Here is a 25,853-nt window from a genome sequence, read left to right on the forward strand (position 1 = left end):
GTGTGTTAAACGGGCATTTCGCCCAAATAAATCTGTGCAATGCGGTCGTCGGCCAGCAGCGCCTGCGATGCGCCGCGCTCAACGATGCTGCCGCTGTCCATCACCCACGCGCTGTCGGTGGCCTCCAGCGCCAGGCGCGCGTTCTGCTCGATCAGCAGCAGCGCCACGCCGCGCTGGCGCAGGGTGGCAATAACGCGAAAAACATTCTCCACCATCAGCGGCGCCAGCCCCATCGACGGCTCGTCGAGGATCAGCAATCGCGGGCGGCTGAGCAGGGCGCGGTTCAGCGCCAGCAGCTGCTGTTCGCCGCCGGAGAGCAGCCCGGCCAGCTGATGCTGGCGCTCGCCGAGGCGGGGAAACTGGCTGAAGATGTCGTCCATCTCCCGCTTAACCGCCGCGCCGTCGCGGCGCAGCCAGGCGCCCATCTGCAGATTTTCCAGCACCGTCATGCGGGCGAAAATGCCGCGGCCTTCCGGCACCATCACCAGCCCTTCACGCAGCAGCGTTTCGGCCCGGCGTTTGCGTACCGGCCTGCCGTTGAAGAAGATGTCGCCGCTAAACGGCTCCAGGCCGGTAACGGCGCGGACGGTGGAGCTTTTGCCCGCGCCGTTGGCGCCGATAAGCGTCGTCTGCTCGCCCTCCTGGACGCTAAACGACACCTCGCGTACCGCCTGGATGCCGCCGTAGTGCACCCCAAGACCGCTGACGGTTAACAGATCAGACATGCGCATTTCCTCCCAGCCAGGCGGCGATAACCGCCGGGTCGCGACGTACGGTTTCAGGCGTGCCGCTGGCCAGCGTTTTGCCATAGTCCAGCACCATCAGGCGATCGCAGATCCCCATCACCAGCTTGACGTCGTGCTCAATCATCAGCAGCGTTTTGCCGTCGTTACGGATGCGCAGCAGCAGCTCGCCAAGCGCCACTTTTTCCGCGGCATTCATCCCGGCGGCCGGCTCATCCAGCGCCAGCAGACGCGGATCGGTAGCCAGCGCGCGGGCAATCTCCAGACGCCGCTGGTGGCCGTAGGCGAGGTCGCAGGCGCGGTAGTGGGCGAACTGCGCGATGCCGGTATACTCCAGCCAGTGCCACGCCAGCTCGCGGGTTTGCGCCTCTTCGGCGCGGGCGCGGCGGTGGCGGCTTAGCGCCGCCCACAGGCCGTTGCGGGTGCGTACGTGGCGGCCGACCATCACGTTTTCCAGCACCGACATCTGGTTAAACAGCCGCACGTTCTGGAAGGTGCGGGCGATACCGGCGGCGGTGACTTTCTCGATGTTCTTCGGGAAGTAGGGCTGACCGGCAATGGCGAACTCGCCGCTGTCCGCCGGATAGAGCCCGGTTATCAGGTTAAAGCAGGTAGTTTTACCCGCCCCGTTGGGGCCGATAAGACCGTAGATTTCGCCCTCGTTGATGGTGAGCGAGACGTTATCGACCGCCGTCAGGCCGCCGAAGCGCTTTGACATATGGCTAACGCTTAGCAGGCTCATGCTTTGGCTCCTTTATGTCCGGCGGGCCAGATGCCCTGCGGGCGCAGCAGCATCACCAGCACCAGCGCCAGGCCGTAAAAGAGCTGGCGCAGAATTTCCGGGTCAATCAGTACTTCGCCAAACAGCGCCTGCTGCAGCGGGGCGGCCTGGCTGCGCAGCAGCTCGGGCAGGGCGGTCAGCAGCACGGCGCCGAGGATAACGCCTGGGATATGCCCCATTCCGCCGAGCACCACCATCGCCAGGACCGCAATCGACTCCTGCAGGGTGAAGGATTCGGGGGAGACAAAGCCCTGGAATGCGCCGAACAGCGCCCCGGCGACGCCGCCGAACGACGCGCCGATGGCGAATGCCAGCAGCTTATAGTTACGCAGATTAATGCCCATCGCCCGGGCAACGTCCTCATCCTCACGGATGGCGTGCCAGGCGCGGCCGATCCGCGAGTGCTGCAGGCGCAGGCAGACGAAAATAATCGCCACAATCACCAGCATCAGCAGGTAGTACCACAGCCACAGCGCCGGAACCTTAACGCCGAACCAGTGATAGACGCCGCTGAATTTAAGACCAAACAGGCTGAGCGTATCGATGCCGGAAATGCCCTTTGCGCCGTTGGTAATATTCACCGGGCGATCGAGGTTGCGCATCAGAATGCGGATAATCTCGCCAAAGCCGAGGGTGACGATGGCCAGGTAGTCACCGCGCAGCTTCAGGGTCGGCGCGCCCAGCACGATGCCGCAGCCCGCCGCCACCAGCGCGGCGAACGGAATAATCAGCAGCCAGGAGGTGTGCAGGCCGTCAGGGAACCAGGCCAGAAGCTGCGGGAACGCCTCCAGCAGATGCGGGGAGGCCAGCAGCGCCGCCAGGTACGCGCCGACGGCGTAAAAGGCGATAAAGCCCATATCCAGCAGGCCGGTGTAGCCGACCACGATGTTGAGACCCAGCGCCAGCATGATGTACAGCAGGGCGAAGTCGATGACCCGCACCCAGTAGTTGCCGCCGAGCTGGCTGGCGACCATCGGCGCCACCAGCAGCGCGCAGATAAACAGGGTCATGCCGGACCAGAAGCGACGGGAGGCGGCGGGGGCCGCGACGAGTTGTGCCGTTGTCATATTTTTTCCTATGCCCGATGCGCGACGCGCTCGCCGAGTAAACCGGCGGGACGGAATACCAGCACCACAATCAGCACCATAAAGGCAAAAATATCCTGATAGTTGCTGCCGAAGACGCCGTGGGTCAGGTCGCCGAGATAGCCGGCGCCCAGCGATTCGATGATCCCCAGCAGCAGGCCGCCGAGCATCGCGCCGCGAATATTGCCGATGCCGCCGAGTACCGCCGCGGTGAAGGCCTTAATGCCGGGGAGAAAACCCATTGAGAAGCTGGCGCTGCCGTAGTTGCTGGCCATCATGACGCCCGCCAGCGCCGCAAAAGCGCCGCCAATCGCGAAGGTGAGGGTGATAATGGCGTTGGGGTTCACCCCCATCAGCGTGGCGATGCGCGGGTTCTCCGCCACCGCGCGCATGCCGCGGCCTAAGCGGGTAAATTCCACCAGCAGCCACAGGCCGAGCATGACCGCAAAAGCCAGCGCAACGGTGACGATGCCGGTCACGGTGACGATCGCCGGCGGATGCGCTTCGCTGCCGTGGGTAATGGCGATCGGCTCCATCGGCAGGATCTGCGGGAACATCTGCGGGTTGCGGGTCCAGATAATCATCGCCACGGTTTGCAGCAGCACCGATACGCCGATCCCCGAGATCAGCGGCGCCAGGCGCGGAGCGTTGCGCAGGCGGCGGTAGGCAAAGCGCTCAACCGCCATCGCCAGCAGCGCGCATACAGCCATAGCCAGCATTAGCGCCAGGATCAGCTGGGCCAGCGGCGGCAGGTTGGGAAAATGGGCGTTCAGCGCGTTCATTGCCGACAGCGTCGTCAGCGCGCCGATCATCAGAATATCGCCGTGGGCAAAGTTAATGATGCGCAGGATGCCGTACACCATGGTGTAGCCGAGCGCGATAAGGGCATAGATGCTTCCCAGCATGATCCCATTGATGAATTGTTGTATGAGTGTGTCCAACCGAGTTACCCGACAATTTGCTCAAATTACGGCTACCATCCAATAAATGAATTAAATTGTAAAATACGGATATATTCTTTCTTATTATGATCGCGAATTTATCTATCTATATGATATTTAATATAATTAAATAACGTACCGGATCTCATTTAGCGCTAAGAAAATCAATATATGAAAAAAACAGAACAGTCAGTGGAGCGGGAAGTATGGACGGAAAGCGGCCTGGTCAACGATCCGCCGCTGCGGGCAGTGCGCGCATTTGAAGCTATCGCCCGTCTCGGCAGCATCACCCTGGCCGCCCGGGAGCTGGCGATATCGCCGTCGGCGGTCAGTCATCAGCTGAAGGTGCTGGAAGGATACCTGCAGATCCCGCTCACCGAGCGGCAGGGGCGACGGCTGACCCTCAGCCTGCAGGGGCGCGAATACTACCGCTCCATTCGCGCGGCGTTTAACGTTCTGCGCCAGGCCACCGAGCATCTGGTCGATCAGGTCCAGAGCCAGCAGGTGACGATCAGCCTGATCCCGCTGTTCGGCATGGGCTGGTTTATTCCACGCCTGCCGTCATTTGTCCACGCCAACCCGCAGACCGAAATCAACGTGGTTTACGCCAACCACCGTAACTACCTCAGCGACGCCTCGGATATGTCGATTCGCTTCGGCAACGGGCAGTGGGCGGGATATCAGAGTGAAAAGCTGATTTCCGGCAGAATGGTGGCGGTGTGCAGCCGGGCGTTTATCCGCCTGCACGGGCATATTGATACGCCGGAGCAGCTGCTGCAGATGCCGCTGCTTCATGACGAGGAGCGCAGCACCTGGAACCAGTGGTTTGTGCAGCAGGGGGTGAGGCGCCCGCCGCGATCGACGGGGCCGCTGTTCGAGGACGGGCTGTTAACCCTCGCCGGCGTGCAGGCCGGGCTGGGCTGCGCGCTGATGCGCGAACCGCTGATCGCGCCGTACCTCAACAGCGGCGAGCTGGTGAAAATCTTCGACGCGGCGATCGATGACGGCCGGGATTACTATCTGTGCGTGCGCCAGGACAGCGAAATGACGCCTAACGGCAGGCTGCTGCAGAGCTGGCTGCGCAGCGAGGCGCTGGGATAGCCCACTAGTCATCGACCGTTGACGTTTGCGCATACAGGATCACGATGCCCAGCGCGTTGCTGCGTTTTATAATCGTAATCCGGTTGTCACCGGGATAGTAGCCAAAGGGGTAGCAGATGCGGATCTCTTTTTGTAGCTCCGGTTCTTCAACGTACGCCCCGGAGCAGCTGCGCGAGCCGCCGGAGGCATACTGGTAGGGGGCGGTATAGGTTGATACTTCACCGGGCTGCAGCCAGGTCAGGGTGATCAGTATCACATGCTGAATTAACATGGCGAGGGCAAACGTCACCACAAAACTGCCGACTATGGCGTTGAACAGCTGGCGAGGAGGCATATTGCTGACGACGCCCTTACGGATGATTAACCAGATAAACAGGGCCATGATAAGCAGGGCCAGCGCTAAGGCGGCATACAGCATGCCGCGAATCACGACCGGATTGAGAAATGTTTCACGGTCGATTTCAACGCTCCACGCCACGGCAAAAAAAATCACCAGCAGCGTAGAAACGGTGACGGATATTAACCACGGATATGAATATTTCTTCACTGACTAGCCTCCCTGCTGCAATCAGTATGCGCTTAAGAATTTACCCAATGCCGCTCATATTTTTGCCTGGTGACGAATTTGCAGCGTCGCCGGCAGGTAGCGCTGCAGCGGCTCCGGGGCCGCGCCGTCGATTAGCTGGCTGATGAGGTCATAGCAGTGCCAGGCCAGCTGGCGATTATCCTGCTGGACGGTATCAATGCGCAGCGACAGCGAGTCATACAGATAGTGGTCATCAAAGCTGGCGAGGTGGATGCCGGAATCCAGTAAATTATGCTGGCTCATATAGCGCAGCACCCCTTCCAGCAGGCCGCAGGCGGCGGTGAACAGCGCCTTCGGCGGTCGCCCCAGCCGCGCGCAGAGCGCGGCAAACATTTCGTAGCCGGAGCTGGGATGATAGTTGCCGTTAATCACCCATTCGGGGCGGAGCTCAACGCCCGCCTGCGCCAGTCCCTGGGTGAAGCCGGCCAGCCGGTCCCGCGAAGGCGAAAGCCGCGGCTGGCCGCCGAGAAACCAGAACTCGTCGGCGTGTTGGGGGGCGATCCGTGAGATCAGCTCGGCGGTGGGGGTGATGGAGTCGGTCATCACCAGCGGCAGGCTGCTGCCGCTGGGGCTGCGGTCAAACAATACTACCGGCAGCTGTTCGCTGAGCTTGAGATAATCCGCGTCGTTGTGCATGCAGGAGGCGACGATCAGCCCGTCAACCTGGCGGGCAATCATATTATTGACCACCATGCTTTCCTGAGCCGGGTTTTCGTCGGTGCAGGAGATCAGCAGCTGAACGCCCGCCTCGCGGCACAGCATCTCCAGCTCATGGGAGAAGACCGCGAAGCCGTAGTTGGTGATTTCAGGCACCACCAGTCCGATGGTATGGCTGCGGTTATCGCGCAGGGAGCGGGCGTGAATGCTCGGCTGATAGTGCTGCTCGCGGGCTATGGTCTGGACGCGTTCGCGGGTTTCCTGAGCCACGCGCAGCTCTTTGCCACGACCGTTCAGCACGAGGCTGGCGGTCGCTTTCGAGACGCCCGCCAGCTCGGCGATATCTTTAATGGTAACGCGTTTGGTTTTCATCACGACAGCATACGCCCGAAATTAAAACGCTGATTCTACCATGCATGGCCGCAGCGGCCAGTAGCAGAATGCAGCCGGCGTCGCACCGCTGAAAATCATTTGTCCGGGATACTGCGGGAAATAGCGGCTGCTCATCACGCCTTCCCCTCCGTTGATGAAAACCTCAGCGCTTGAGCTGTCGCATAAAATCCGCAGGGCATGCACCTCTCCCCGCCAGTAGCGGTAGAGCGCTTCGTCGGAGGCCAGGCTGCGCCGTTCGAGGCGAATGCCGTCGGCGTCGAGAGTGAGCTTGAGGGCGCCGCCGAAATCAATCGCCAGCTCGTCGCCGGGTGCGACCTCAAAGGCGATGTCCACTGGCGCCAGCGGCAGGGTTGGTCCCTGCCAGCCGCGGGCTTCACCGCGCAGGTCCGCCAGTTCGCGCACCGGATGCTGGTAGAGTTTTCCGTCGCGTAGCTCCAGCTCCCGCAGGCAGGTCATCTGGTGGATCCAGCCGTGGGCGAGGGTCGGCTGGCGCATCTCTTCGCCGTCCGGAACCCCCATCCAGCCGACCAGCAGCCGACGGCCGTCGGCGGCCTGCATGGTCTGCGGGGCGTAAAATTCGAACCCGGCATCCAGCTCATTAAGCGCGCCGTGGTCAAAGCTGGCGCTGGCGCTGGCGTAGTCGAAGCGGCCCGCCATCCACACGGCGGGGTAGGTGTTGAGGTAGCGGTCGGTCTCGCGGGCGATGCCCTGGGGGCAGCAGATCAGGATATGCTGGTCGGCGAGCGGGAACAGATCCGGACACTCCCACATATAGCCGGCATCGTGCAGGCCGTTGACGTCGCTGCCGGCAATTTCGCCTTCCGCCTCCCACTGGTGCAAATCCGCGGAGCTGAACAGCAGCACCTTACCGCGCTTTTGCAGGTCCTGGGCGCCGAGGACCATGTACCAGCGGCCTTCGTGCTGCCAGACCTTCGGGTCGCGGACGTGGCCGGTATAGCCCTTCGGCAGCGGCAGCACCGGGCCGGTTTTGCTAAAGGTACCGTCGCTGTTTTCCGTTGCCAGGCACTGCCACGCGGTTCTGCTGCCGTCTTCAAACTTCACGTTGCCGGTGTAGCACAGGGTCAATTTTCCGTCGTTATCGACGGCGCTCCCCGAGTAGCAGCCGCTGCGGTCGTACTCTTCGTCCGGCATCAGCGCGATCGGCTCATGCTGCCAGTGCAGCAGGTCGGCGGAGCTCCAGTGCCCCCAGCACTTGAACTTATGATCGCAGGCTATCGGGTTCCACTGATAAAACAGATGATAGCGCCCGGCAAATTCGATAAAGCCGTTAGGATCGTTCATCAGGCCGGTGGTCGGGGCCAGGTGCCACTGCGGATAGTGGCTATCGCGCAGCGCGCGCGGCTGGCCCTGCATTACGGCCCGTAAAATTGCCGGCAAACGTGAAGGAAGTGACATTATTCAGCGTCCGTTTTGTATTTCAGCAGCAGGGAAACGGTGAAGGCCACGCCGAAGGCGATAACCATCCCGATGATGTAGTTCAGCAGCGAGCTGGCCTGCACGATAGCCATGCCGGGGATTGCCGTCAGCCCGACCGCCGTCATGTAGACGTGCATCGAAACCACCCACGCGCCGCCCGCCGCGCCGCCGATAAGGGCCGCGATAAACGGCTTCACGAAGCGTAGGTTAATACCGAATATCGCCGCCTCGGTGATCCCCAGCATAGCGGAAAAGGCTGAGGGCAGGGTGATGGCTTTGATTTTGGCATCTTTGGTTTTAAACCATACCGCCAGACAGGCGCCGCCCTGGGCGACGTTGGCCATGGCCCAAATCGGCAGCAGGAAGTTGACGCCGATCGACGGGTTGCCCAACAGCCCGGCCTCAATGGCGTGGAAGCTGTGGTGAATACCGGTGATCACGATAACCGAGTAGAGGCCGCCGAACAGCAGCCCGGCCAGCCAGCCGGCGTGGGCGATCAGGGTGCTAAGAATAAACGAGATGCCATCGCCCAGCGCGCGGCCGGCGGGGCCGATAATCAGCAGAGCGATAAAACCGGAAATGATAACCGTCAGGAACGGCGTCAGGATCAGATCGAGGGCGTCAGGGATCACCCGGCGCAGCTGTTTCTCGACGATGCTCATAAACCATACCGCCAGCAGCACCGGGAATACCGTGCCCTGGTAGCCGATCATGGCGATTTCCAGACCGAAAAAGTTCATCGAATGGAAACCGGCGGCCACGCCCCAGGCGTTGGTGAGCGCCGGGTGGGTTAAGATGCCGCCCAGGGTTGCGCCGAGATAAGGGTTGCCGCCAAATTCGCGCGCGGCGGTGAAGCCAATCAGGATCGGCAGAATGATAAATGCCGCCGAGCTGCACATATCGAGAATGATATAGATGGCGTTGCTCGGATCGACCCAGCCGTAGGTTTTTACCATCCCCAGCAGGCCCATCAGCAGGCCGGAGGCGACGATAGCCGGGATAATGGGGACGAAGATGTTCGACAGCAGGCGCGCAATGCGCTGGAAGGGGTTGAGCTTTCTCGCCGCAATATTGGCGGCTTCCGACTTGCTGGACTCGCCGATCCCGGCGGCCTGGATAAACGCGGCGTAGACTTTGTTCACGATGCCGGTGCCAAAGATAATCTGCATCTGGCCGGCGTTATTAAAGCAGCCCTTCACCCCTTCGATTTCGCCGATGGCCTTCTTGTCGGCCAGCGAATCATCGACCAGCACCAGACGCAGGCGCGTGGCGCAGTGCGCGGCGCTGGCGATATTTTCCTTACCTCCCAACAGCGGAAGCAGCGAGCGGGAAATGTGTTCGAAATCCATAGTACCCTCTGAATGCGTAATGATTTGCGTGTTTGGTCCCGTGGTGACGGGGGCGCAGTCTCTGCGTTGTTATTGTGTCCGGGGCGATGAAACGCGCTTTGTCGCCCCGGTTGTTTCTGTCGTCAGGTGTTAACCATCAGAACCAGGTTTCCATTTGCATACCGAACGACCATTCGCCGCCCGATTTAAAACCGCTGCTGCCTAAAGCGTCATCGCTGGCGTAATTATCCAGTTTTTTGCTCCAGTCCATCCACGAGGTGTAGAGACGGATCTCCGGACGACTGAAGAAATCACCGATGCTGCCGACCTTAAAGGTCGGTGCGAAGGTGAGCTTATAGAAGCTACCGTTCACCGCATGACGGTCGTTATAGCCCTCGGGTTTGAGATCCATGTATTGGTAGGTGCCTTCGTAAGCGAGGGCGAAGTTCTGGTTGATCTCCTGAATCAGACGCATGTTGAGGGTCGCCCACTGATAGCTGTCGCCATCGACATAACGGTCTTTACTGCTCTGCGCCAGTACCGCCGGGGCGATAAACCAGTTCTCGCTGAGCGGCGTGGTGCCGTAGCTGGCGAAGCGCCAGGTATTGGCTCCCGGACGCAGTGCCCCGTCGGAACCGAGGCCTTTCACCTCTGCGCCCAGACCGTGCCCGTAGAGCAGGGCCGTTTTGCTGCTCCCTTCCCGTAGGCCGTAAAAACTGTCGTTGTGCAAACCGAGTAGCGTATGTACCCCGGTATTTGCCGCATCGCCTTTGACCAGATTGCCGTTGGTATCTTTCCGCTCGTCATTATCTTTCGCCCGCATCCCGCTGACCATCACCTGCACCGGGCCGATGAAGTTGTTCATGCTGAGGATGTAGTTCTGCACGCTATTGCTCGAATCATCAATATCGCCGAAGTTGCGTCCGTATAGAGAGAAGTTACTGCGCAGACTGTCGTTCCACTTCACGTCGTAAATACCGCCGCCGGTACCCGCGAGGAATACCACGTCGGAATCGACCCAGTGAATATCAAAGTTGTCGCGGTCAAAGCGTTTCCCGGCCCACAGGGTTGAACCTTTGAACGGTCCTTCGAAGGTCGGCAGGTTGCCCAGTTCTACGAAGGCCTGGCGAACGTTCAAATCGCTGGTGCTTGCCGTCCAGTCGTTGTAGGTGGTTTGTCCGTCGGCCACCATCACTTTGAAGCGGGTCGTCGCGCCGTTATCCAAGGTCTGCTTATGTTCAAGATTCATTTCAACATAGGTGTCGGCCTGGTTCCCCAGGCGGCCGATAGCCCCACCGGTTTCCCCCGCAGGCGTCATATATGCGCCGGATTTAGTACTGGAGGCTGAGTCGTTCATGATTACGCCGGAGCGGGCGTAGCCGTGGAACTCAAAGCCGCTCTTTTCATCGGCTTTCTTCTCCAGCTGGGCGGTGCGCTGGGCCACCTGCTGGGTGTTGTCCTGGGTTTTCTGCTGCTGCGTGGTGAGCTGCTCGACTTTCTTCTCGGCCGACTCGGCGCGGTTTTCCGCGGTCTGCGCCCGGTTTTCCGCATCCTGCAGGCGTTTTTCCAGGGCGATCAGACGGGCTTCGATGGTGCTTAAATCCGTTTGCGCATGGGCCGATCCGGCACCGGTTAGCAAAGCAATAAGGACGGCAAGTGTGCGTTTTTTATACATGCTGTTCGCATCCCAAAGGTAAAATTGAATGGTGTGTTGTTTTTGCTAAACCGGTTTAAGTCATATGTTAAACACGACTGATAACATCTTGAAATGAATTTTGCTAAACCGATTTAATAATTGTGACGGAGGCAACAAAGCGGGCCGTTGAGGACGGCCCGCGGGGGATCAAAACTGGCGATTGAGATCCTGCTGCCAGGGGAGGGCGGTCATGGCGCCTTTGGCGGTGGTCGCCAGCGCGCCGCAGGTCTGCGCCAGCAGCAGCGCGGGCTCCAGCGACGCCAGGTCGGTGGGTATTCCGTTGGCGGCGAGGCTGGCGAGCAGCCCGGCGACGAAGGCATCGCCAGCGCCGGTGGTGTCGACGCTGACCACCGGTTTCGCCGCAAAGTGGATCGTCTGCTGCTGGAAAGCCGCCAGCACGCCGGCTTTACCCTGGGTGACCAGCAGCAGCTCCGGGCGGTAGCGCTGGGTTAAGATGGCGATACCCTGCGCCAGATCGCTGCTGCCGCTGATAAGGACCAGCTCCTCCTCTGAGAGCTTCACCACGTTGGCAAGCGACAGCGCCCTGTCGAGGCAGGCCTGCAGCAGCGCCGGGTCCTGCCACAGGTCCTCGCGAATATTGGGGTCGAAGCTCACCCAGCCGCCGACGCTTTTTATCTTCTCCATCGCCGAGAAGGTTGTGCTCCGGCTTGGCTCAGCGCTGAGGGCAATAGAGCAGACGTGGAGCCACTGGCGGGGCGCGAAGAGCGGTAAATCCTCCGGCTGCAGGAAAAGATCGGCGCTGGGGCGCACCATAAAGGTAAAGGTTCGCTCGCCGTAGCTGTCGAGATCGACCACCACGGTTGACGTTCTCTGCTGCGGGTCGAGGCGCATATGGCTCACGTCGACCCGTTCCTGACTCAGCGTCTGGTACATAAAGCGGCCGAAGGGATCGTCGCCGACGCGACCAATAAATCCGCTCTCTCCGCCGAGGCGGGCAATGCCTACCGCGACGTTGGCCGGCGCGCCGCCGGGACACTGCAGCAGCCGCCCTCCGCTCTCCGGCAGCAGGTCCACCACCGCATCTCCGACCACCCAGACTTTTGCGTTCATGCTCATTTCACCTCATTGCTAAACTATATTAAACCGGTTTAGCTTTATTAAAGCATAGCCCTGTGCAGATCGAAACGCCGTGATGCGTAAAGTGGGAGACAGGACAAAAAAACGCGGCGCCAGGATTGACGCCGGAAAATGGCCGCCGGGCGCGGCGGGAATATGCCCGTTTTGCGATCGGGGATGAAAAGGGCGACTTTTCCGATCCAATGGTCGATACCCGTCGCCGGACGTGGAAAGCGGGCGAAGCCGCGTAGCGGCAGCAAAAGAGAACGTTGTTCAGGCGCGTAATGCCCTGCACTCCGCGGTTGGCGGGGAAAATACCCGGATTGCCTCGCTATCTCTCTCGATCGCTCATTCCCGCACCAGGCCGGCGCTGTTTAACATTGCCCCCGCCTACGTCGGCACCGCGCTACCGACCAGACCGTCAATAATCACCTGCATGACCCCCTGGGAGCAGGGCTCAATGCGTCCCCGCACGCCGTACACCTCGGCTAATATCTGCGGAGTAATAACCTGCGACGGAGCGCCTTCGGCCAGCAGAAGCCCCTCTTTTAACATCAGCACGCGATCGGCATGGCGTAGGGCGATATTAATGTCATGCACCACCACCAGGGTGACGATGTTGCGCCTTCGGGTCTCTCTGCGCACCAGATCCATCACGTGAAACTGATAGTTTAAATCCAGCGCGCTGAGCGGCTCATCGAGCAGCAGCAGCGCAGGCTGGCGGATAAGCGACTGGGCCAGGCCGACGAGCTGCTTCTGCCCGCCGGAAAGCCTATCGAGGTAGCTTAGCGCCAGATGTTCAATGCCCAGCTGGCGCAGCAGGGACATCACCTGCGCCTCGCTTTCCGCGCCGTGCAGCCCGCCGGCCGCGCGCTGGGCGACGATAATCGACTCCAGCACGTGCAGGTGGACGCCCGCCGGCAGCGTTTGCGGCAGATAAACCACCTTTTCCGCCCGCCGGGCAAACGGCAGCGCCAGCAGATTTTCCCCGTCAAGCGACAGCTCGCCCGTCGAGGGGCCCAGACCGGCCATCGCCCGCATCAGGGTCGATTTGCCGCTGCCGTTGGGGCCCAGCAGGGCGGTGATTTTACCGCGCGGCAGCTGCGGTACCGTCAGGTCGCGGATAACCTGGCGCTTCGGATAGCCGGCGCTAAAGCGCGACAGCGCCAGTCCGGTACAGGTGTGCGGATTCATACGTTCCCCCGATGGCGTAAAATGATGCTCAGAAAGAACGGAACGCCAACCAGGGAGGTGACGATCCCTACCGGAATAATGGCGCCAGGGATCAGATTCTTCGACGCCACGGACGCCAGCGACAGCACCAGCGCGCCGATCAGGGCGCTGGCCGGGAGATAAAAGCGATGGTCTTCGCCGAAAATCAGGCGCGCGATATGCGGGGCCACCAGACCGATAAAGCCAATTGGACCGACGAACGCCACCGAAATAGCCGACAAAATGCTGATCCGCAGCAGGGTGGTTAAGCGCAGACGACGCACGTTAATCCCGAAGCTCATGGCCCGATCTTCGCCAAGGCGCAGCGCCGTCAGCTTCCATGAGCTCAGCATCGATAGCGGCATCACCACCGCCAGCACCGCGAGTAAAATGCCGACCTTCTGCCACGAGGCGCGGTCAATACTGCCCATAGTCCAGAACACCAGCCCCTGCAGCGTGTCTTCGTTGGCGACAAACTGCAGCATCGAGACCAGCGCGTTGAAGGTAAAGACCAGCGCGATACCGAACAGAATCACCCCGGAGGAGGCCACCTGCGTCCAGCGGGTAATGCCGTCCAGCAGCAGCGCGGCCAGCAGCGCGAAGATAAACGCGTTGGCCGAGATAAACCACTGGCTGGGGATACCCGGAATGCCGATCCCCAGCACGATGGCCAGCGCCGCGCCGAACGCCGCCGCCGACGAAACGCCAAGGGTAAAGGGGCTGGCCAGCGGATTGTTGAGGATGGTCTGCATCTCCGCTCCGGCGAGGCCGAGCGCGAGGCCCACAATAATCGCCATCAGGGCGTACGGCATGCGGATATCCCAGACGATGACCCGCGTTCCGGCGCTGGCGCCGGCAGGATCGATCAGGGTTTGCCACAGCGTATGCAGCGGCATCCCGGACGGGCCCATCATAAAATCGAGCAGCAGCGAGGTGACAATCAGCACCACCAGCAGCAGCATAAAACCCACACGGCGGCGCACGATGCGGCGATAGTTTGCCATCACCTCCCGTCCGGCGCTGAGGACGCCGATGGCGGATTCAGTCGTCGAGCTCATGGGCGCTTACTCACCTTGTTTCCAGGAAAAGACGAAGGGCAGATCGGGCAGCGAGGTGAAATGGCGCACGATATAGTGGTAACTATCATCCGGATTAAGGCTGTTAAACGTCTGCGGATAGATATCTTTCGCCAGATACTCCATGCCAACGATATTCCACGGATGGTTGTAGAAGTGGTGATAAATCCCGTAGGCCCGGCCGGCCTTCACCGGCGGAATGTCGCTGACCCCGGTCCGCGACAGCAAAACCTGAGCCTGAGCGTCCACCTCCTGCTGATTAACCCGGTAGCCCAGCGGCAGAACCTGGCTGTTGCCGCGTTTTGAGCCGGTCATGATATAGGCGTCGGGCTTCATGCTGATAACCTTCTCCAGCGCCACAAAACCGGAGGCGCCGGGCAGCACCTGCGCGCCGATGTTGTTGGCCCCGACCGCTTCAACCAGCCCGCCCCAGCCGCTGTGTCCGTGGGTAAAGCAGCAGGCGTCGCTATTGCCTGCCAGCGCCTCCACGAAGACATTCGCCTTTGGCTCGATGGCCGCGGTTTTCTGGCGAATGGCCTGCAGCTGCTGGCGATAGTAGTCGGTATAGGCTTTGGCGTTGTTTTCACGGTTGAGCACCTGGCCCAGCAGGTCGATGCTCGGGGCGGTATCTTTCGCCGGATTCACTTCGTAATCGACAAACAGCACCGGAATATTGAGCGCGCCGAGCTTGCTGATAATGCCGCTCTCTTCCAGCGCCGGCTTCGCGCGCAGCTGGGCAATCATCAGGTCCGGCTGGCGGGAAATCACGCTTTCAAGGTCAATATTGCCCTTGTCGCTAAAGCCCATATCAAGAATGCTCGCCGACTGCGGCCACTTCTGCTGCAGCATTTTCCAGGTTTCAACATCTTGTTTTTTCGCCAGATTATTCCAGGCGACCAGCCGCCTGAAGGGATTATCCCGGTCCAGAAGCGCCAGCGCCATAATATCCCGGCCATCCTGCAGGATGATGCGCTGCGGCTCGTGCTGGAGAGTAATGCTGCGGCCGTCGAGGTCGGTTACGGTGAGCGGATATTGGGTGGCATAGCCGTATAGCGGAGCGGAGATTAGCGCAGTGAAAATAAGCGAACCTACTGATTTTATTGCCATAATGTGAGTTCCGTTTGCTAATTATAAATATAATGATTTTGATAATTATTCTCGTGTGAAAATAAACGGCAGATATATGAATCGTTGATTTCATAAAATGTAACAACTTTACTGGAATTTATAAGAGTGGCCGGAATCCGCCATTCGCTGCTTAAAAAACAGGCAATTAACGTTAAAGGAAGTTTTAAGAACTATCCCTAAAGCCAAACGGCAGCATCTTGTGCCATGCTGAATGCGACTCATAACAATAAGCACGTTAGAGAGGATATTATGAAAAAGGCAATGATTGCGTTATCTGCGATTCTGGTAGCAGCTCCTGTTTTTGCTGCGACAACCACCACACACGCAACTGATGAAACCGTCGCGGTGGCCCATGAAGGGGCAAACACGGCGAAAGAAAAACTGCATAAGGCCCAGAATGAGGGCGATGAGCTGAAGCTCAAATCCCAGCACGCGGCTGAAGGCAAAAGCGATAGCTTAGGCAGCAAGGTCAGCGAAGGCACGCAGAAAACCTGGAACAAGACCAAAGAAGGGACTGAGAAGGGTTGGGATAAGACCAAAGAAGGGACTGAAAAAGGCTGGAATAAAACCAAAGCCGCCACCGAGAAAGGCTGGGATAAAACCAAGCAGGGTGCTGAAGATTTAAAAAAGAAAGTCACTGAGTAATCACTGACTGTTCCACATAAAATGGCCGCGCAAGCGGCCTTTTTATTTTGCTATTTCAGGCGTAATCCCCACAGTTCGATTAAGGTAACTGCCCCGGCAATATGCCAGGAATACTCCTGGTTATCCCGATACTCACCGTTTCTCCACATTCTGGCGGTAAAAAGGAAATACATCAGGAGGTGGACAATGAAAAAGATTATTTCTCTGGCGGTTATTTTATCCTGCACGTTAACGTCTCTGGCCTATGCCGATGGCCCGAACGGCAACAACAACCCCGGCCAGCAGCAGGTATGGCAAAATGAATCCGGGCACGGAAAAACGGACGGCAATCGTCAACAGGGCCCCGGCAACGGGCCGCAGGGAAAGCAGGCGAACGGCCATCAGGATAGTGGCAATAATCGCGGACCGAATCGCGGCGAGCAGGAGCGCGGTAAGGCTTCGCAGGCGCGCCATGAGCAGGAGCATTTTGCCTGGAACGGCCATGACTTCCGCAAAGGACAGCCCGCGCCTGAGCGCTTCCGCGGCAATGCGTATCGGATTAATGACTGGAACGATCGCGGCCTGCCGGCGCCTCCTCAGGGGCAGCACTGGTCCTATATTGACGGCAACTACGTCCTGATTGCGGCGGCGACCGGGATCATCACCTCAATTCTGGTGAATGGTCTTCTCAACCACTAGCAGTCGATATCCCGGAGCGGTATTCCGTACCGTCTCCGGGAATGCCCGCCGTCAAGCCTGGGACGACGCTGCTCCCTGTCCCCGAACCCGATCCCGATCCGTGCGGCCTGTTCTCTATTTAGCCCATCATCCGGCCAGTCGCTGTAGCCGTTAATCATAAAAGGCCACGACGGTTCGCCGCCGCTTTCTGCGAAAGGGAAATAGCCCGCTCGTTGGCGCGCTTTTTTAATGCGTCGGGCGGCGGCGTATTTTCCCGGGCCGCTTGATAAACCGCTGAATAATCATTAGTAAATAAGATGACGCCCCCCTCAGGAATTAGAAATCCTGCTTGCATTAAACGCTTATCCAGATAAGTTATTCAGTCTGAGTATATTCTTCGTCCTTCAGGTTTTCAGCGCCGCTGGAGCGTGAATTATTGAAGATATCTTTACCCAATGGCTTTTGAGTTGCGGCAAGGCGGCAGCGCATCCCCCCCGGAGCTGACATAAGCAAGCGGCCGTACGCCGCGCCCGTCGGGGCGAAACCTGGTATTGCCAACGCAGATGCGGCCTGAACGACAGGGGGTATATCTTATTTCCCGGAGACCGGCATGACAGATTTTGTAATTCCAGAAATAAAAGCAGCTGAAGATGAAATGATTGCGATCCGTCATTATTTACATGCCAATCCGGAATTAAGCCTGGAAGAGTTTAATACCAGCGAGCTGGTGGCCGGAAAACTGGCGGAGTGGGGCTACCAGGTGACCCGCGAGCTGGGAAAAACCGGGCTGGTAGGCTCATTAAGCAAGGGCGACTCGCCGCGCACCATCGGGCTGCGCGCCGATATGGACGCGCTGCCGATTTTTGAAACCACCGACCTGCCCTGGGCCAGCACCGTTGCGGGAAAAATGCACGCCTGCGGCCATGACGGCCACACCACCATTCTGCTGGCGGCGGCGAAGTATATCGCTTCTCCGGCCTGCGAATTTAACGGTACCGTGCACCTTATTTTCCAGCCCGCGGAAGAGGCCATCGGCGGGGCGGATTTAATGATCAAAGACGGGCTGTTCGAGCGTTTCCCCTGCGATCGTATTTTTGCGCTGCACAACATGCCGGGGCTGCCGGTCGGCAAGCTGGGCTTTTACGCCGGGAATTTTATGGCCTCGGCGGATACGGTCAAAATCACCGTTCATGGCTACGGCGGGCACGGCGCCCACCCGGACCGCACGGTTGACCCCATTCTTGCCGGCGCGGCGCTGGTCATGGCCCTGCAAAGCATCGTCGCCCGCAACGTGCCGCCGGGAGAAACCGCCGTTGTCACCGTCGGGACCTTCCAGTCGGGCATCGCCTCCAACGTCATTCCGGAAAGCGCGGTCATGGAGCTGACCGTGCGGGCGATGAAGCCGGAAGTGCGCGATCTGCTGATTAAACGCATCCACGAAATCACCGAGTTCACCGCCAAAAGCTACGGCGCAACCAGCGAGATCGAGGTTTATGACTCCTATCCGGTGCTGACGAACAGCGTTGAGGAGACCGCGTTTGCCAGGGAGCTGGCGCTGGAGGTCTTCGGCAGCGAGAAGGTGCTGCCATCGATCTCGCCGATGAACGCCAGCGAAGATTTTGCCTTTATGCTGCAGGCGCGTCCGGGCTGCTACTTCCTGCTGGGCAACGGCGAGAAGGGCGGAAAGGGCAGCTGCATGGTGCATAACCCGGGCTATGACTTTAATGATGACATTATTAGCACCGGCGCGACGCTTTTCGCCCGGTTAGTTGAAACGTACTGCCGCTGATCTCTGGAGCTCGTAAATAATGAAAAAATCTCTTCTGCTGTGGGTTGCGCTGATGGCCTCAACGTCGGCGCTGGCCGCAGAAAATAAGGAAATTCGCTTTGGCGTCGATCCGACCTTTGCGCCGTTTGAATGGAAGGACCCGCAGGGCAAGCTGGCGGGTTTCGATATTGATTTAGGCAACGCCATCTGCCAGCAGCTGCAGGCCAAATGCGTGTGGGTGGAAAGCAACTTCGACGGCATTATTCCGGCGCTGAAGGCGCGTAAATTTGATGCCATTCTGTCCGGTATGTATATGACCGAGAAGCGCAAAGAGCAGATTGGCTTTAGCGATAAGCTCTATAACGGCCCGGTGTTCCTCGTGGCGCGCAAAAATACGCTGAGCGGCAATACGCCGGAGCAGCTGAAGGGCAAAACCATCGGCGTGGAGCAGGGCTCGGCGCAGGAAACGTACGTTAATCAGCACTGGCGTCCGGCGGGAATTAATATCGTGGCCTATCAGGGCGCCGACAGCGTGGTTCGGGATCTGGAGTCCGGGCGTATCGACGGCGCGGTGCTCTCCGGGATGATGGCGGACTATAGCTTCCTGCAGCAGCCGCAGGGCAAAGATTTCGCCTTCGTTGGCGGTCATTTGCAGGACGATAAGCTGTTTGGCGCCGGGGCGGCCATTGGCCTGCGCAAGGACGACGAAGCCTTACGTCAGGAGATTAACGGCGCGATTGCCAAAATTCTTGCCGACGGAACCTATAAAAAACTGGCCGGGAAATATTTTAGCTTTGACGTCTATTCCGGGACATAATGCGGTTATGCATTCGGCGGGCACGGAAAGCCCGCTTCAGGCTTCCTTTCTCTACTATCATTTCTGACCCTGGCTCGATTTCTCAGGACGCAGAATATAAACGAGACCCTAACTAATTCGAGTTGAACCAGGCCGGGCGCGGGCAACCTGAAGGATGACGGGTCAATAAGGAGTGAACGGCATGATGACACGTCCATTGGGCAAAACCGGATTTTCCATTGCGCCGCTGGTTTTTGGCGGCAACGTTTTCGGCTGGACCTGCGATGAAAAAAACAGTTTTACCATTCTTGATGCTTTCGTTGACCACGGCTTTGACGCTATCGATACGGCGGACGTTTACTCCCGCTGGGCGGACGGCAATCAGGGCGGAGAGTCGGAAACGATTATCGGTCGCTGGCTGCAGGCGCGGCCAGGGATGCGCGACAGGGTCAAAATCTTCAGCAAGGTCGGTTCAGATATGGGGCCTGCCGGGCAGAAGGGACTGGGTAAAGCCTGGGTCCAGCAGGCGGTAGAAAACTCGCTGCGCCGCCTGAATATCGATTATATCGATCTCTATTTTGCCCACTGGCCGGATCCGCAAACCCCGCTGGCGGAAACCCTGGAAGCGTTCCAGGCCCTGCAGCAGGCCGGAAAAATTCGCGCGACGGGCGCGTCAAACCTCGATGCGCAGCAGCTTTCAGCGGCGCTGGAGGTGGCGCGTAAGGGCGGCCTGCCGGCCTGGCAGGTGCTGCAGCCGGAATATAATCTTTATCACCGCTCCGCTTTTGAAGGCGCGCTCTGCGATCTCTGCATCAGCCGCGAGATTGGCGTGGTGACCTACTACAGCCTGGCCTCCGGCTTTTTGAGCGGCAAATACCGCCAGCAGGCTGACCTGACGCAGAGCCAGCGCGGCGGCGGCATCGCTAAATACCTCAATCCGCGCGGTATGCGCATTATCGATACCCTGGAAGAGGTCGCCGGGCAGCACCATGCTAAACCGGCGGAAGTGGCCCTCGCCTGGCTGATGAGCCGGGAAGGGGTGACCGCGCCGATCGCCAGCGCGACCAGCGTAGCCCAGGTTGAAAGCTTTGCTCGCGCCGCCGGGCTGACGCTCAACGCCGCGCAGCTGGCGCGGCTCGAAATTGCCAGCGCCTGACGGCCGCCCGCCGGAGCCGTCGGGCTCCGGTTTCCCGGCTAGCGGTGCGTCGTAACGTTCAGCACCTGCGCGCTGGCGCTCCCCTTTGGCGGCATAAAGGGTCAGGCATCGGCCGTGAGTCTGGCCGCGCGTTTATCGATAATTACGCCGGACTTAAATCCGTCATGGTGCGTTATTAAGGCGGGGCTGACCTGACGAAATATACTCGTTAGGGCTTACCTGTCGTCGGGAATAAAATAATACTTTTGGTTTATATTTAAATCACCCTCCCTCCGGCCGCTAACTAACAATTTAGTGGCCGTTTTATTTACCTCATATATGCCTGCCGGTTAATTCACCGAAAACTTGTACAATAATAAGCTGGTTGGAAATTGGCGCTTATCCATTTTGACCTTATTACTACAGGCTGCGGAATTATTTCTTTTGCTTATCGCTTCTCGGCGAACTGTTGTTAATTAAATATTAATTAATGATTTTTAATTAACATTTGTTTTTTATTTTCAGGAGGTCGCAGTGACTGCGCCATTAAAAAAAATTGTCATTGTCGGCGGCGGCGCCGGCGGGCTGGAGCTGGCCACGCAGCTGGGGCATAAGCTTGGCCGCCGTAATAAGGCCCAGATTATCCTCGTCGATCGCAGCCAGAGCCACCTGTGGAAGCCGCTGCTGCATGAGGTGGCGACCGGATCGCTGGATGCCGGCGTGGATGCCCTGAGCTTTATGGCGCATGCCAGTAAGAATTATTTTGAGTTCCAGCACGGTTCCGTTATCGATATTAATCGCGACGCGAAAACCATCGTGCTGGCGGAGCTGCGCGATGAAAGCGGCGAGTTGCTGGTTGCCGAACGCACGCTTGGCTGGGACACCTTAGTGATGGCGCTGGGCAGCACCTCTAACGACTTTAATACCCCGGGCGTGAAGGAGAACTGTATTTTCCTCGACAGCGCCGAACAGGCAAAGCGCTTCCATCAGCAGATGCTTAACCTGTTCCTCCGGCATTCGGCTAACCCGCAGAACCTCGGCAAGGTGAACATTGCGATTGTCGGCGGCGGGGCGACGGGCGTCGAACTGTCGGCCGAGCTGCACAATGCGGTGAAAGAGCTGCGGCGCTACGGCTATAAGCGCCTGACCAACGAGGCGCTGAACGTCAGCCTGGTTGAAGCCGGGGAGCGTATTCTCCCGGCGCTGCCGGAGCGCATCTCCTCTGCGGCACGCGACGAGCTGACGAAGCTGGGCGTCAAGGTGCTGACCCAAACCATGATCACCCGCGCCGACGAGCGGGGCCTGCATACCAAAGACGGTAACCTGATTAGCGCGGACCTGATGGTGTGGGCTGCCGGCATCAAGGCGCCGGACTTTATGCACGAGATTGCGGGCCTTGAGACCAACCGGATCAATCAGCTGGTTGTTGAGCCGACGCTGCAGACGACGCGCGATGCCAATATTTTTGCCTTCGGCGACTGCGCCGCCTGCCCGCGTCCGGAGGGCGGATTTATTCCCCCGCGCGGCCAGGCGGCGCACCAGATGGCCCTGTTCACGGCGAATAATATTATTGCGCAGATGAAAGGCCGGCCGCTGAAATCGTTCGTCTACCGCGACCGCGGCTCGCTGGTCTCGCTCTCCGGCTATACCACTCTGGGGAGCATTATGGGCCATCTGCCGGTGGGGCCGATGATGGTGGAGGGGCGTCTGGCGCGTTTGGTCTACGATTCGCTGTACCGTATGCATCAGGTGACGCTGCACGGCTATGTGAAAACCGGCCTGCTGATGCTCTCCGGCGGGATCAACCGCATCATTCGTCCGCACCTCAAGCTGCACTAAAGGTGAGATAACCTCCCGGACGGCGGCGCAGGCGGCGGTCCGGGAGGCGTTAAATCCGGCTGCCCGTCCCGGCGCTAATCCGGCGACAAAACCCTTCGCGTATCATCCTCTAAAATCAGCCGATTACTGTTTTTTCCCTCGGCGGAGGCGATTGCGCTTGCCTGATTTTCGATAATGAGTATAGTTCTCATTCTTCTTTTTGTTTGCAGGCTAAGTAGGGAATGACCTGCGTTAGTGAGTCGCTCACAGGGAAACAGCGAAGGCGTAGGGTGGGGCTCAGTACGATAAGGCTGAAGAAAACAATATCGGCCAGGAGCTACCATCAGGTCATTGATTTTGTAAAGGATACCTCCTGTGAAATACGCTATCCCGGCCCTCGCGCTGGCTATCTCTGCGGTCTTAAGCGGCTGTGCCGCTACCCATACTCCTCCTGTTACTCAACCGGTTGCCGAAAGCGCCGCCGCTGCCGCCGTGGCTCAGCCGCTGAAGCGCGAGCTGGCCGAAGGTCTCTACGAAATGGCGCTGAGCCCGAAAGGCGATGCGCTGTATGTCGCCAGCGCGGAAGGTTTTAAAGACGTGCAGGGCGGGGCGGTATATAAGCTCGACCCGAAAACGCTGAAAACCATCGGCCTGAGCTACACCGACCTGAAAAACTTTGCCGTCCAGATAACGCCGGATGGCGAAACGCTGTTCGTCACTAACTCGCTTGACGGCGGCATCAGCGCCATTGACACCGCCACCGGCAAAGTCAAAAAACGCCTGCTGTTTAGCGAGCGCAACGAGAAGGGGCTGCCGTACGGCGCGCGCCAGATCCTGCTGCTGAATAATACCCTCTACGTGGGTGCCGTTGCCGATCCGGCGCAAATCTGGGTGGTTGATGCCAATACGCTGAAGCTGAAAGCCCGGATTAAAAACACTGGCAAATGGATGACCGGCCTGCACTATTCCGCGCAAACCGGGCGTCTGTATGCGGCCAACGGCGGCGGGGAAATCCTCGTAATCAACCCGCGCAATAACCGCATTGAACAGCGCTGGAAGCCGCTGGGCGACAAGCCGGCGCTGCTGCTGAATATCGCCGAAGATAGCGAGACCGGCCGCCTGTTCGTCACCGATAACTCAAAAGCGAAAACCACCCTGGTGCTGGATATTCACAGCGGCAAGGTGATTAAGCAGCTCGACGTGGGCGACTCGCTGGCGGTGCTGTTCAACCCGAAACGCAATGAGATTTATATCTCCCAGCGCGAGTCCGGCAAGGTTATCAGCCTCGACGGCACCAGCTACGCGCAGAAACATCAGTGGGATATTCCGGCCAACCCGAACAGCCTGCTGCTCTCAGCCGATGGTCAGACGCTGTTTGTTACCGTCAAGCAGCCGTTTAATAAAGATCATTCGACCAAAGGTCCGGACAGCGTTGCCCGCATCGACCTGACGAGTAAATAAATAAAATTGGCCCGGCAGCGGGCCCTTTGTTTCACTTCTTTTTCTCCTCCACGGGACAAATTATGCACGTCACTCATACTTCATCTTTCCCGCTACGTAAAACGCTGCTGGCGTTAACGATTGGCGCCATCACCCACGGTGCTGCGGCGGCGGACGACGCGGCCGGCGGCAAGAAAAGCGAAGAGGTTATGGTCATCCAGGCGAGCGAAGGCGGCGACTTTAAAGCCGGCGGCGACCTGGTGGTTCCGGCATTCCTTGATGGGCAGATTGCCCACGGCGGCCGTCTGGGCATGCTGGGCGAACAAAAGGCGATGGACGTCCCCTTTAACGTCATCGGCTACACCGCCAAACTGATCCAGGACCAGCAGGCGCGTACCATTGCCGACGTGGTCAGCAACGATGCGGGGATCCAGACGGTCCAGGGCTACGGCAACTTTGCCGAAACCTATCGCATTCGCGGCTTTAAGCTCGACGGCGACGATATGACTATGGGCGGCCTCGCCGGGGTGGTGCCGCGTCAGGTGATGGATACCCAGATGCTGGAGCGCGTGGAGGTCTTTAAGGGCGCCAACGGCCTGCTTAACGGCGCCGCCAGCAGCGGCGTCGGCGGGATGATTAACCTTGAACCGAAGCGGGCTGAGGATCTTCCCACCGCCCGGGTGGGCGTCGACTATACCTCCGATTCTCAGATCGGCGGCAGCCTCGACCTCGGCCGTCGTTTTGGCGACGATAACCAGTTCGGCGCGCGCGTAAACCTGGTGCATCGCGAAGGCGAGGCGGCGGTGGAGAACGACCGCCGCCGGACGACGCTGGCCTCCCTGGGGCTGGACTATCGCAGCGACCGCTTGCGCTCCTCGCTCGATTTTGGCTACCAGAAAAAGACCTTCCACGGCGGCGAGATGGGGGTTAACGTCAGCGGCGTCGACTTCGTGCCCGCGGTGCCGGATAACCGCAAAAACTACGGCCAGAAGTGGGGCTACAGCGATATCGAAAACGAATTCGGGATGGCGAAGGCGGAGTACGATCTCAGCGACAGCTGGACGCTGTACGGCGCCCTCGGAGGCCAGCATGCGCACGAGACCGGCACCTACAGCACGGCGAAGCTGCTGAATAAAAACGGCGACGCCACCGCCGGGCGTCTGGATACCAACCGGATTATCGACGCCTTCAGCGGCATGGGCGGCGTGCGCGGCAATTTCAACACCGGCGCAATTTCCCATCAGATCAACGTCGGCTACTCGGCGCAGATCAAGCGCGATAAAACCGCGTGGCGGATGTCGACGAAAAACCCGGCCATCAATATTTATGACGGCCACGACGTGCCGATGCCGGATAACACCGCTTTTGGCGGCAACTACTTCGACCCGCTGACCACTTCGCGCAGCCGCACTCAGGGCTGGCTGCTGAGCGATACGCTGGGCTTCTTCAACGACAAGGTGCTGCTGACCGCCGCCGCCCGTCATCAGAAGGTGGTGGTGCGTAACTACAGTAATAAAACCGGCGTGGAAGATCCCACTTCGCTCTATACCCAAAGCCGCTGGACGCCGACGGTGGGGCTGGTCTACAAGCCGTGGGAATCCCTGTCGCTGTATGCTAACCATACCGAAGCGCTGCAGCCGGGCAGCGTGGCGCCGAATTCCGCCGCCAACGCCGGGCAGAGCACCGGGATCGCGCACTCGAAGCAGGATGAAGTGGGCGTGAAGGTTGACTACGGCACCGTCGGTGGGTCGCTGGCGCTGTTTCAAATCAAAAAGCCGAACGCGATTTCCGATGCCAACGGCTACTACGGGCTGGACGGCGAACAGCGCAACCGCGGCGCCGAGCTGAACGTCTTCGGCGAGCCGATGCTGGGACTGCGCCTCAACGGCAGCACGCAGTGGCTCGATCCTGAGCAGAGCAAAACGGCTAAGGGCGCCAACGACGGTAAAGACGCGGTGGGCGTCGCGCGCTTCTATGCGGTGCTGGGGGCCGAATATGATATCAAGCCGGTCGAGGGCCTGACGGCGACCGCCCGCGTTAACCACACCGGTTCGCAGTACGCCGATGCGGCTAACACGAAAAAGCTCGACAGCTACACCACCCTCGATCTGGGCGTTCGCTACCGCATGCGCCTCAACGCCGATCGTAACGAGATGGTCTGGCGCGCGGGCGTCACCAACGTGACCAACGAGAAGTACTGGTCCGGCGTCGATGATTCCGGCACCTATCTGTCGGTGGGCGATCCGCGCACCCTCCGCGTATCGATGAGCTACGATTTCTAATGCCAAAGCGCGGGGCGGGCCCGGACGGCTCGCCCCTCGTCGCCGGCAACAAACGCAACTGCGGCTTGAAG

23 protein-coding genes and 2 pseudogenes are annotated in these 25,853 nt (G+C 59.4%); 11 read left to right on the plus strand and 14 right to left on the minus strand.

The genetic code is table 11. The features are described from left to right. Positions 1-5 precede the first annotated feature (5 nt). Genes NWP14_RS09525 through NWP14_RS09540 form a run of 4 tightly spaced genes read right to left on the minus strand, consistent with a single transcriptional unit; the run spans position 6 to position 3,514 of the window. Positions 6-725: an ABC transporter ATP-binding protein gene (locus tag NWP14_RS09525; RefSeq protein WP_095094733.1), complete on the minus strand. Its 720-nt coding sequence runs from the start codon at positions 723-725 to the stop codon at positions 6-8. Then, complete coding sequence (locus tag NWP14_RS09530) at positions 718-1,485, minus strand: ABC transporter ATP-binding protein (protein WP_346431936.1); 768 nt, start codon at positions 1,483-1,485, stop codon at positions 718-720. Before NWP14_RS09530 ends, NWP14_RS09525 begins: the two co-directional genes overlap by 8 nt. Continuing rightward, complete coding sequence (locus tag NWP14_RS09535; RefSeq protein ID WP_095094737.1) at positions 1,482-2,591, minus strand: branched-chain amino acid ABC transporter permease; 1,110 nt, start codon at positions 2,589-2,591, stop codon at positions 1,482-1,484. The genes NWP14_RS09530 and NWP14_RS09535 overlap by 4 nt, the downstream gene beginning before the upstream one ends. Before the next feature lie 8 nt (positions 2,592-2,599). Further along, a complete protein-coding gene (locus NWP14_RS09540; protein ID WP_331850625.1) occupies positions 2,600-3,514 on the minus strand; it encodes a branched-chain amino acid ABC transporter permease in 915 nt (304 codons plus the stop codon). Positions 3,515-3,721: 207 nt separating this feature from the next. On the opposite strand from NWP14_RS09540, the gene NWP14_RS09545 reads away from it, so the two are divergent. Further along, complete coding sequence (locus NWP14_RS09545) at positions 3,722-4,651, plus strand: LysR substrate-binding domain-containing protein (protein WP_375215239.1); 930 nt, start codon at positions 3,722-3,724, stop codon at positions 4,649-4,651. A 4-nt stretch (positions 4,652-4,655) separates the two neighbouring features. Here NWP14_RS09545 and NWP14_RS09550 read toward each other — a convergent pair whose 3' ends face one another. The 6 genes from NWP14_RS09550 to NWP14_RS09575 all read right to left on the minus strand — a co-directional run bounded on the left by NWP14_RS09550 (position 4,656) and on the right by NWP14_RS09575 (position 11,819). Beyond that, a complete protein-coding gene (locus NWP14_RS09550) occupies positions 4,656-5,198 on the minus strand; it encodes a hypothetical protein (protein ID WP_095094743.1) in 543 nt (180 codons plus the stop codon). A 54-nt stretch (positions 5,199-5,252) separates the two neighbouring features. Then, complete coding sequence (locus NWP14_RS09555; RefSeq protein ID WP_095094745.1) at positions 5,253-6,266, minus strand: LacI family DNA-binding transcriptional regulator; 1,014 nt, start codon at positions 6,264-6,266, stop codon at positions 5,253-5,255. Positions 6,267-6,287: 21 nt separating this feature from the next. After that, positions 6,288-7,703: a sucrose-6-phosphate hydrolase gene (locus NWP14_RS09560; RefSeq protein WP_375215240.1), complete on the minus strand. Its 1,416-nt coding sequence runs from the start codon at positions 7,701-7,703 to the stop codon at positions 6,288-6,290. Next, complete coding sequence (locus NWP14_RS09565; RefSeq protein ID WP_095094749.1) at positions 7,703-9,073, minus strand: sucrose-specific PTS transporter subunit IIBC; 1,371 nt, start codon at positions 9,071-9,073, stop codon at positions 7,703-7,705. The genes NWP14_RS09560 and NWP14_RS09565 overlap by 1 nt, the downstream gene beginning before the upstream one ends. Before the next feature lie 136 nt (positions 9,074-9,209). Then, positions 9,210-10,727: a carbohydrate porin gene (locus NWP14_RS09570; protein WP_095094751.1), complete on the minus strand. Its 1,518-nt coding sequence runs from the start codon at positions 10,725-10,727 to the stop codon at positions 9,210-9,212. Between the two features lie 168 nt (positions 10,728-10,895). Beyond that, positions 10,896-11,819 (minus strand): aminoimidazole riboside kinase, encoded by a 924-nt coding sequence (locus tag NWP14_RS09575; RefSeq protein WP_331850712.1) that lies wholly within the window; start codon positions 11,817-11,819, stop codon positions 10,896-10,898. Between the two features lie 146 nt (positions 11,820-11,965). On the opposite strand from NWP14_RS09575, the pseudogene NWP14_RS09580 reads away from it, so the two are divergent. Then, positions 11,966-12,159 (plus strand): annotated as a pseudogene (locus NWP14_RS09580) (hypothetical protein); the annotation flags it as partial. 56 nt (positions 12,160-12,215) lie between these two features. Here NWP14_RS09580 and NWP14_RS09585 read toward each other — a convergent pair. From NWP14_RS09585 to NWP14_RS09595, 3 genes are read right to left on the minus strand one after another with little or no spacing between them, the layout of a single operon-like run. Beyond that, positions 12,216-13,019 (minus strand): ABC transporter ATP-binding protein, encoded by an 804-nt coding sequence (locus tag NWP14_RS09585; RefSeq protein ID WP_095094755.1) that lies wholly within the window; start codon positions 13,017-13,019, stop codon positions 12,216-12,218. Beyond that, positions 13,016-14,044 carry an iron ABC transporter permease gene (locus NWP14_RS09590; RefSeq protein WP_189339833.1) on the minus strand — a complete coding sequence of 343 codons (1,029 nt, stop codon included), beginning with the start codon at positions 14,042-14,044 and terminating at the stop codon, positions 13,016-13,018. Before NWP14_RS09590 ends, NWP14_RS09585 begins: the two co-directional genes overlap by 4 nt. 57 nt (positions 14,045-14,101) lie before the next feature. Then, positions 14,102-15,220 (minus strand): ABC transporter substrate-binding protein, encoded by a 1,119-nt coding sequence (locus NWP14_RS09595; RefSeq protein WP_375215241.1) that lies wholly within the window; start codon positions 15,218-15,220, stop codon positions 14,102-14,104. Positions 15,221-15,490: 270 nt separating this feature from the next. Between NWP14_RS09595 and NWP14_RS09600 the strand changes: the two genes are divergently transcribed. Both NWP14_RS09600 and NWP14_RS09605 read left to right on the plus strand, forming a co-directional pair. Then, complete coding sequence (locus tag NWP14_RS09600; RefSeq protein ID WP_375215242.1) at positions 15,491-15,886, plus strand: hypothetical protein; 396 nt, start codon at positions 15,491-15,493, stop codon at positions 15,884-15,886. A gap of 186 nt (positions 15,887-16,072) precedes the next feature. Then, positions 16,073-16,564, plus strand: a complete 492-nt coding sequence (locus NWP14_RS09605; RefSeq protein ID WP_095094761.1) for an RcnB family protein — start codon at positions 16,073-16,075, stop codon at positions 16,562-16,564. Positions 16,565-16,718: 154 nt separating this feature from the next. On the opposite strand, the gene NWP14_RS09610 is transcribed toward NWP14_RS09605, so the two are convergent. Next, positions 16,719-16,898 carry a hypothetical protein gene (locus NWP14_RS09610; protein WP_095094763.1) on the minus strand — a complete coding sequence of 60 codons (180 nt, stop codon included), beginning with the start codon at positions 16,896-16,898 and terminating at the stop codon, positions 16,719-16,721. 255 nt (positions 16,899-17,153) lie between these two features. On the opposite strand from NWP14_RS09610, the gene NWP14_RS09615 reads away from it, so the two are divergent. From NWP14_RS09615 to NWP14_RS09645, 7 genes and pseudogenes are all read left to right on the plus strand, one after another. Further along, the gene (locus tag NWP14_RS09615) at positions 17,154-18,332 is read left to right on the plus strand and encodes a M20 aminoacylase family protein (protein ID WP_331850616.1); all 1,179 of its coding nucleotides are present in this window, start codon (positions 17,154-17,156) and stop codon (positions 18,330-18,332) included. Positions 18,333-18,351: 19 nt separating this feature from the next. After that, entirely contained in the window at positions 18,352-19,128 is a 777-nt protein-coding gene (locus NWP14_RS09620; RefSeq protein WP_095094767.1) for an ABC transporter substrate-binding protein, read from the plus strand. A 181-nt stretch (positions 19,129-19,309) separates the two neighbouring features. After that, positions 19,310-20,263: an aldo/keto reductase gene (locus NWP14_RS09625; protein ID WP_375215243.1), complete on the plus strand. Its 954-nt coding sequence runs from the start codon at positions 19,310-19,312 to the stop codon at positions 20,261-20,263. A gap of 75 nt (positions 20,264-20,338) precedes the next feature. After that, a pseudogene (locus NWP14_RS09630) lies at positions 20,339-20,442 on the plus strand (aldehyde dehydrogenase family protein); the annotation flags it as partial. A gap of 334 nt (positions 20,443-20,776) precedes the next feature. Beyond that, positions 20,777-22,081, plus strand: coding sequence for an NAD(P)/FAD-dependent oxidoreductase (locus tag NWP14_RS09635; protein WP_375215244.1), 1,305 nt, complete (start codon positions 20,777-20,779; stop codon positions 22,079-22,081). A gap of 354 nt (positions 22,082-22,435) precedes the next feature. Then, complete coding sequence (locus tag NWP14_RS09640; RefSeq protein ID WP_331850614.1) at positions 22,436-23,521, plus strand: YncE family protein; 1,086 nt, start codon at positions 22,436-22,438, stop codon at positions 23,519-23,521. Between the two features lie 62 nt (positions 23,522-23,583). Then, positions 23,584-25,782: a TonB-dependent receptor gene (locus NWP14_RS09645; protein ID WP_375215245.1), complete on the plus strand. Its 2,199-nt coding sequence runs from the start codon at positions 23,584-23,586 to the stop codon at positions 25,780-25,782. Positions 25,783-25,853: the final 71 nt, after the last annotated feature.

It is taken from the genome of Klebsiella sp. C349492 (assembly GCF_042055345.1).
Lineage (GTDB): Bacteria > Pseudomonadota > Gammaproteobacteria > Enterobacterales > Enterobacteriaceae > Klebsiella > Klebsiella scottii.

Bases quoted from the DNA above. Each gene is read 5' to 3' on its own strand.
- NWP14_RS09525 (WP_095094733.1), bottom strand. From the start codon at position 725: ATGTCTGATCTGTTAACCGTCAGCGGTCTTGGGGTGCACTACGGCGGC.
- NWP14_RS09530 (WP_346431936.1), bottom strand. From the start codon at position 1,485: ATGAGCCTGCTAAGCGTTAGCCATATGTCAAAGCGCTTCGGCGGCCTG.
- NWP14_RS09535 (WP_095094737.1), bottom strand. From the start codon at position 2,591: ATGACAACGGCACAACTCGTCGCGGCCCCCGCCGCCTCCCGTCGCTTC.
- NWP14_RS09540 (WP_331850625.1), bottom strand. From the start codon at position 3,514: ATGCTGGGAAGCATCTATGCCCTTATCGCGCTCGGCTACACCATGGTG.
- NWP14_RS09545 (WP_375215239.1), top strand. From the start codon at position 3,722: ATGAAAAAAACAGAACAGTCAGTGGAGCGGGAAGTATGGACGGAAAGC.
- NWP14_RS09555 (WP_095094745.1), bottom strand. From the start codon at position 6,266: ATGAAAACCAAACGCGTTACCATTAAAGATATCGCCGAGCTGGCGGGC.
- NWP14_RS09560 (WP_375215240.1), bottom strand. From the start codon at position 7,703: ATGTCACTTCCTTCACGTTTGCCGGCAATTTTACGGGCCGTAATGCAG.
- NWP14_RS09565 (WP_095094749.1), bottom strand. From the start codon at position 9,073: ATGGATTTCGAACACATTTCCCGCTCGCTGCTTCCGCTGTTGGGAGGT.
- NWP14_RS09570 (WP_095094751.1), bottom strand. From the start codon at position 10,727: ATGTATAAAAAACGCACACTTGCCGTCCTTATTGCTTTGCTAACCGGT.
- NWP14_RS09575 (WP_331850712.1), bottom strand. From the start codon at position 11,819: ATGAACGCAAAAGTCTGGGTGGTCGGAGATGCGGTGGTGGACCTGCTG.
- NWP14_RS09585 (WP_095094755.1), bottom strand. From the start codon at position 13,019: ATGAATCCGCACACCTGTACCGGACTGGCGCTGTCGCGCTTTAGCGCC.
- NWP14_RS09595 (WP_375215241.1), bottom strand. From the start codon at position 15,220: ATGGCAATAAAATCAGTAGGTTCGCTTATTTTCACTGCGCTAATCTCC.
- NWP14_RS09600 (WP_375215242.1), top strand. From the start codon at position 15,491: ATGAAAAAGGCAATGATTGCGTTATCTGCGATTCTGGTAGCAGCTCCT.
- NWP14_RS09605 (WP_095094761.1), top strand. From the start codon at position 16,073: ATGAAAAAGATTATTTCTCTGGCGGTTATTTTATCCTGCACGTTAACG.
- NWP14_RS09610 (WP_095094763.1), bottom strand. From the start codon at position 16,898: ATGCAAGCAGGATTTCTAATTCCTGAGGGGGGCGTCATCTTATTTACT.
- NWP14_RS09615 (WP_331850616.1), top strand. From the start codon at position 17,154: ATGACAGATTTTGTAATTCCAGAAATAAAAGCAGCTGAAGATGAAATG.
- NWP14_RS09620 (WP_095094767.1), top strand. From the start codon at position 18,352: ATGAAAAAATCTCTTCTGCTGTGGGTTGCGCTGATGGCCTCAACGTCG.
- NWP14_RS09625 (WP_375215243.1), top strand. From the start codon at position 19,310: ATGATGACACGTCCATTGGGCAAAACCGGATTTTCCATTGCGCCGCTG.
- NWP14_RS09645 (WP_375215245.1), top strand. From the start codon at position 23,584: ATGCACGTCACTCATACTTCATCTTTCCCGCTACGTAAAACGCTGCTG.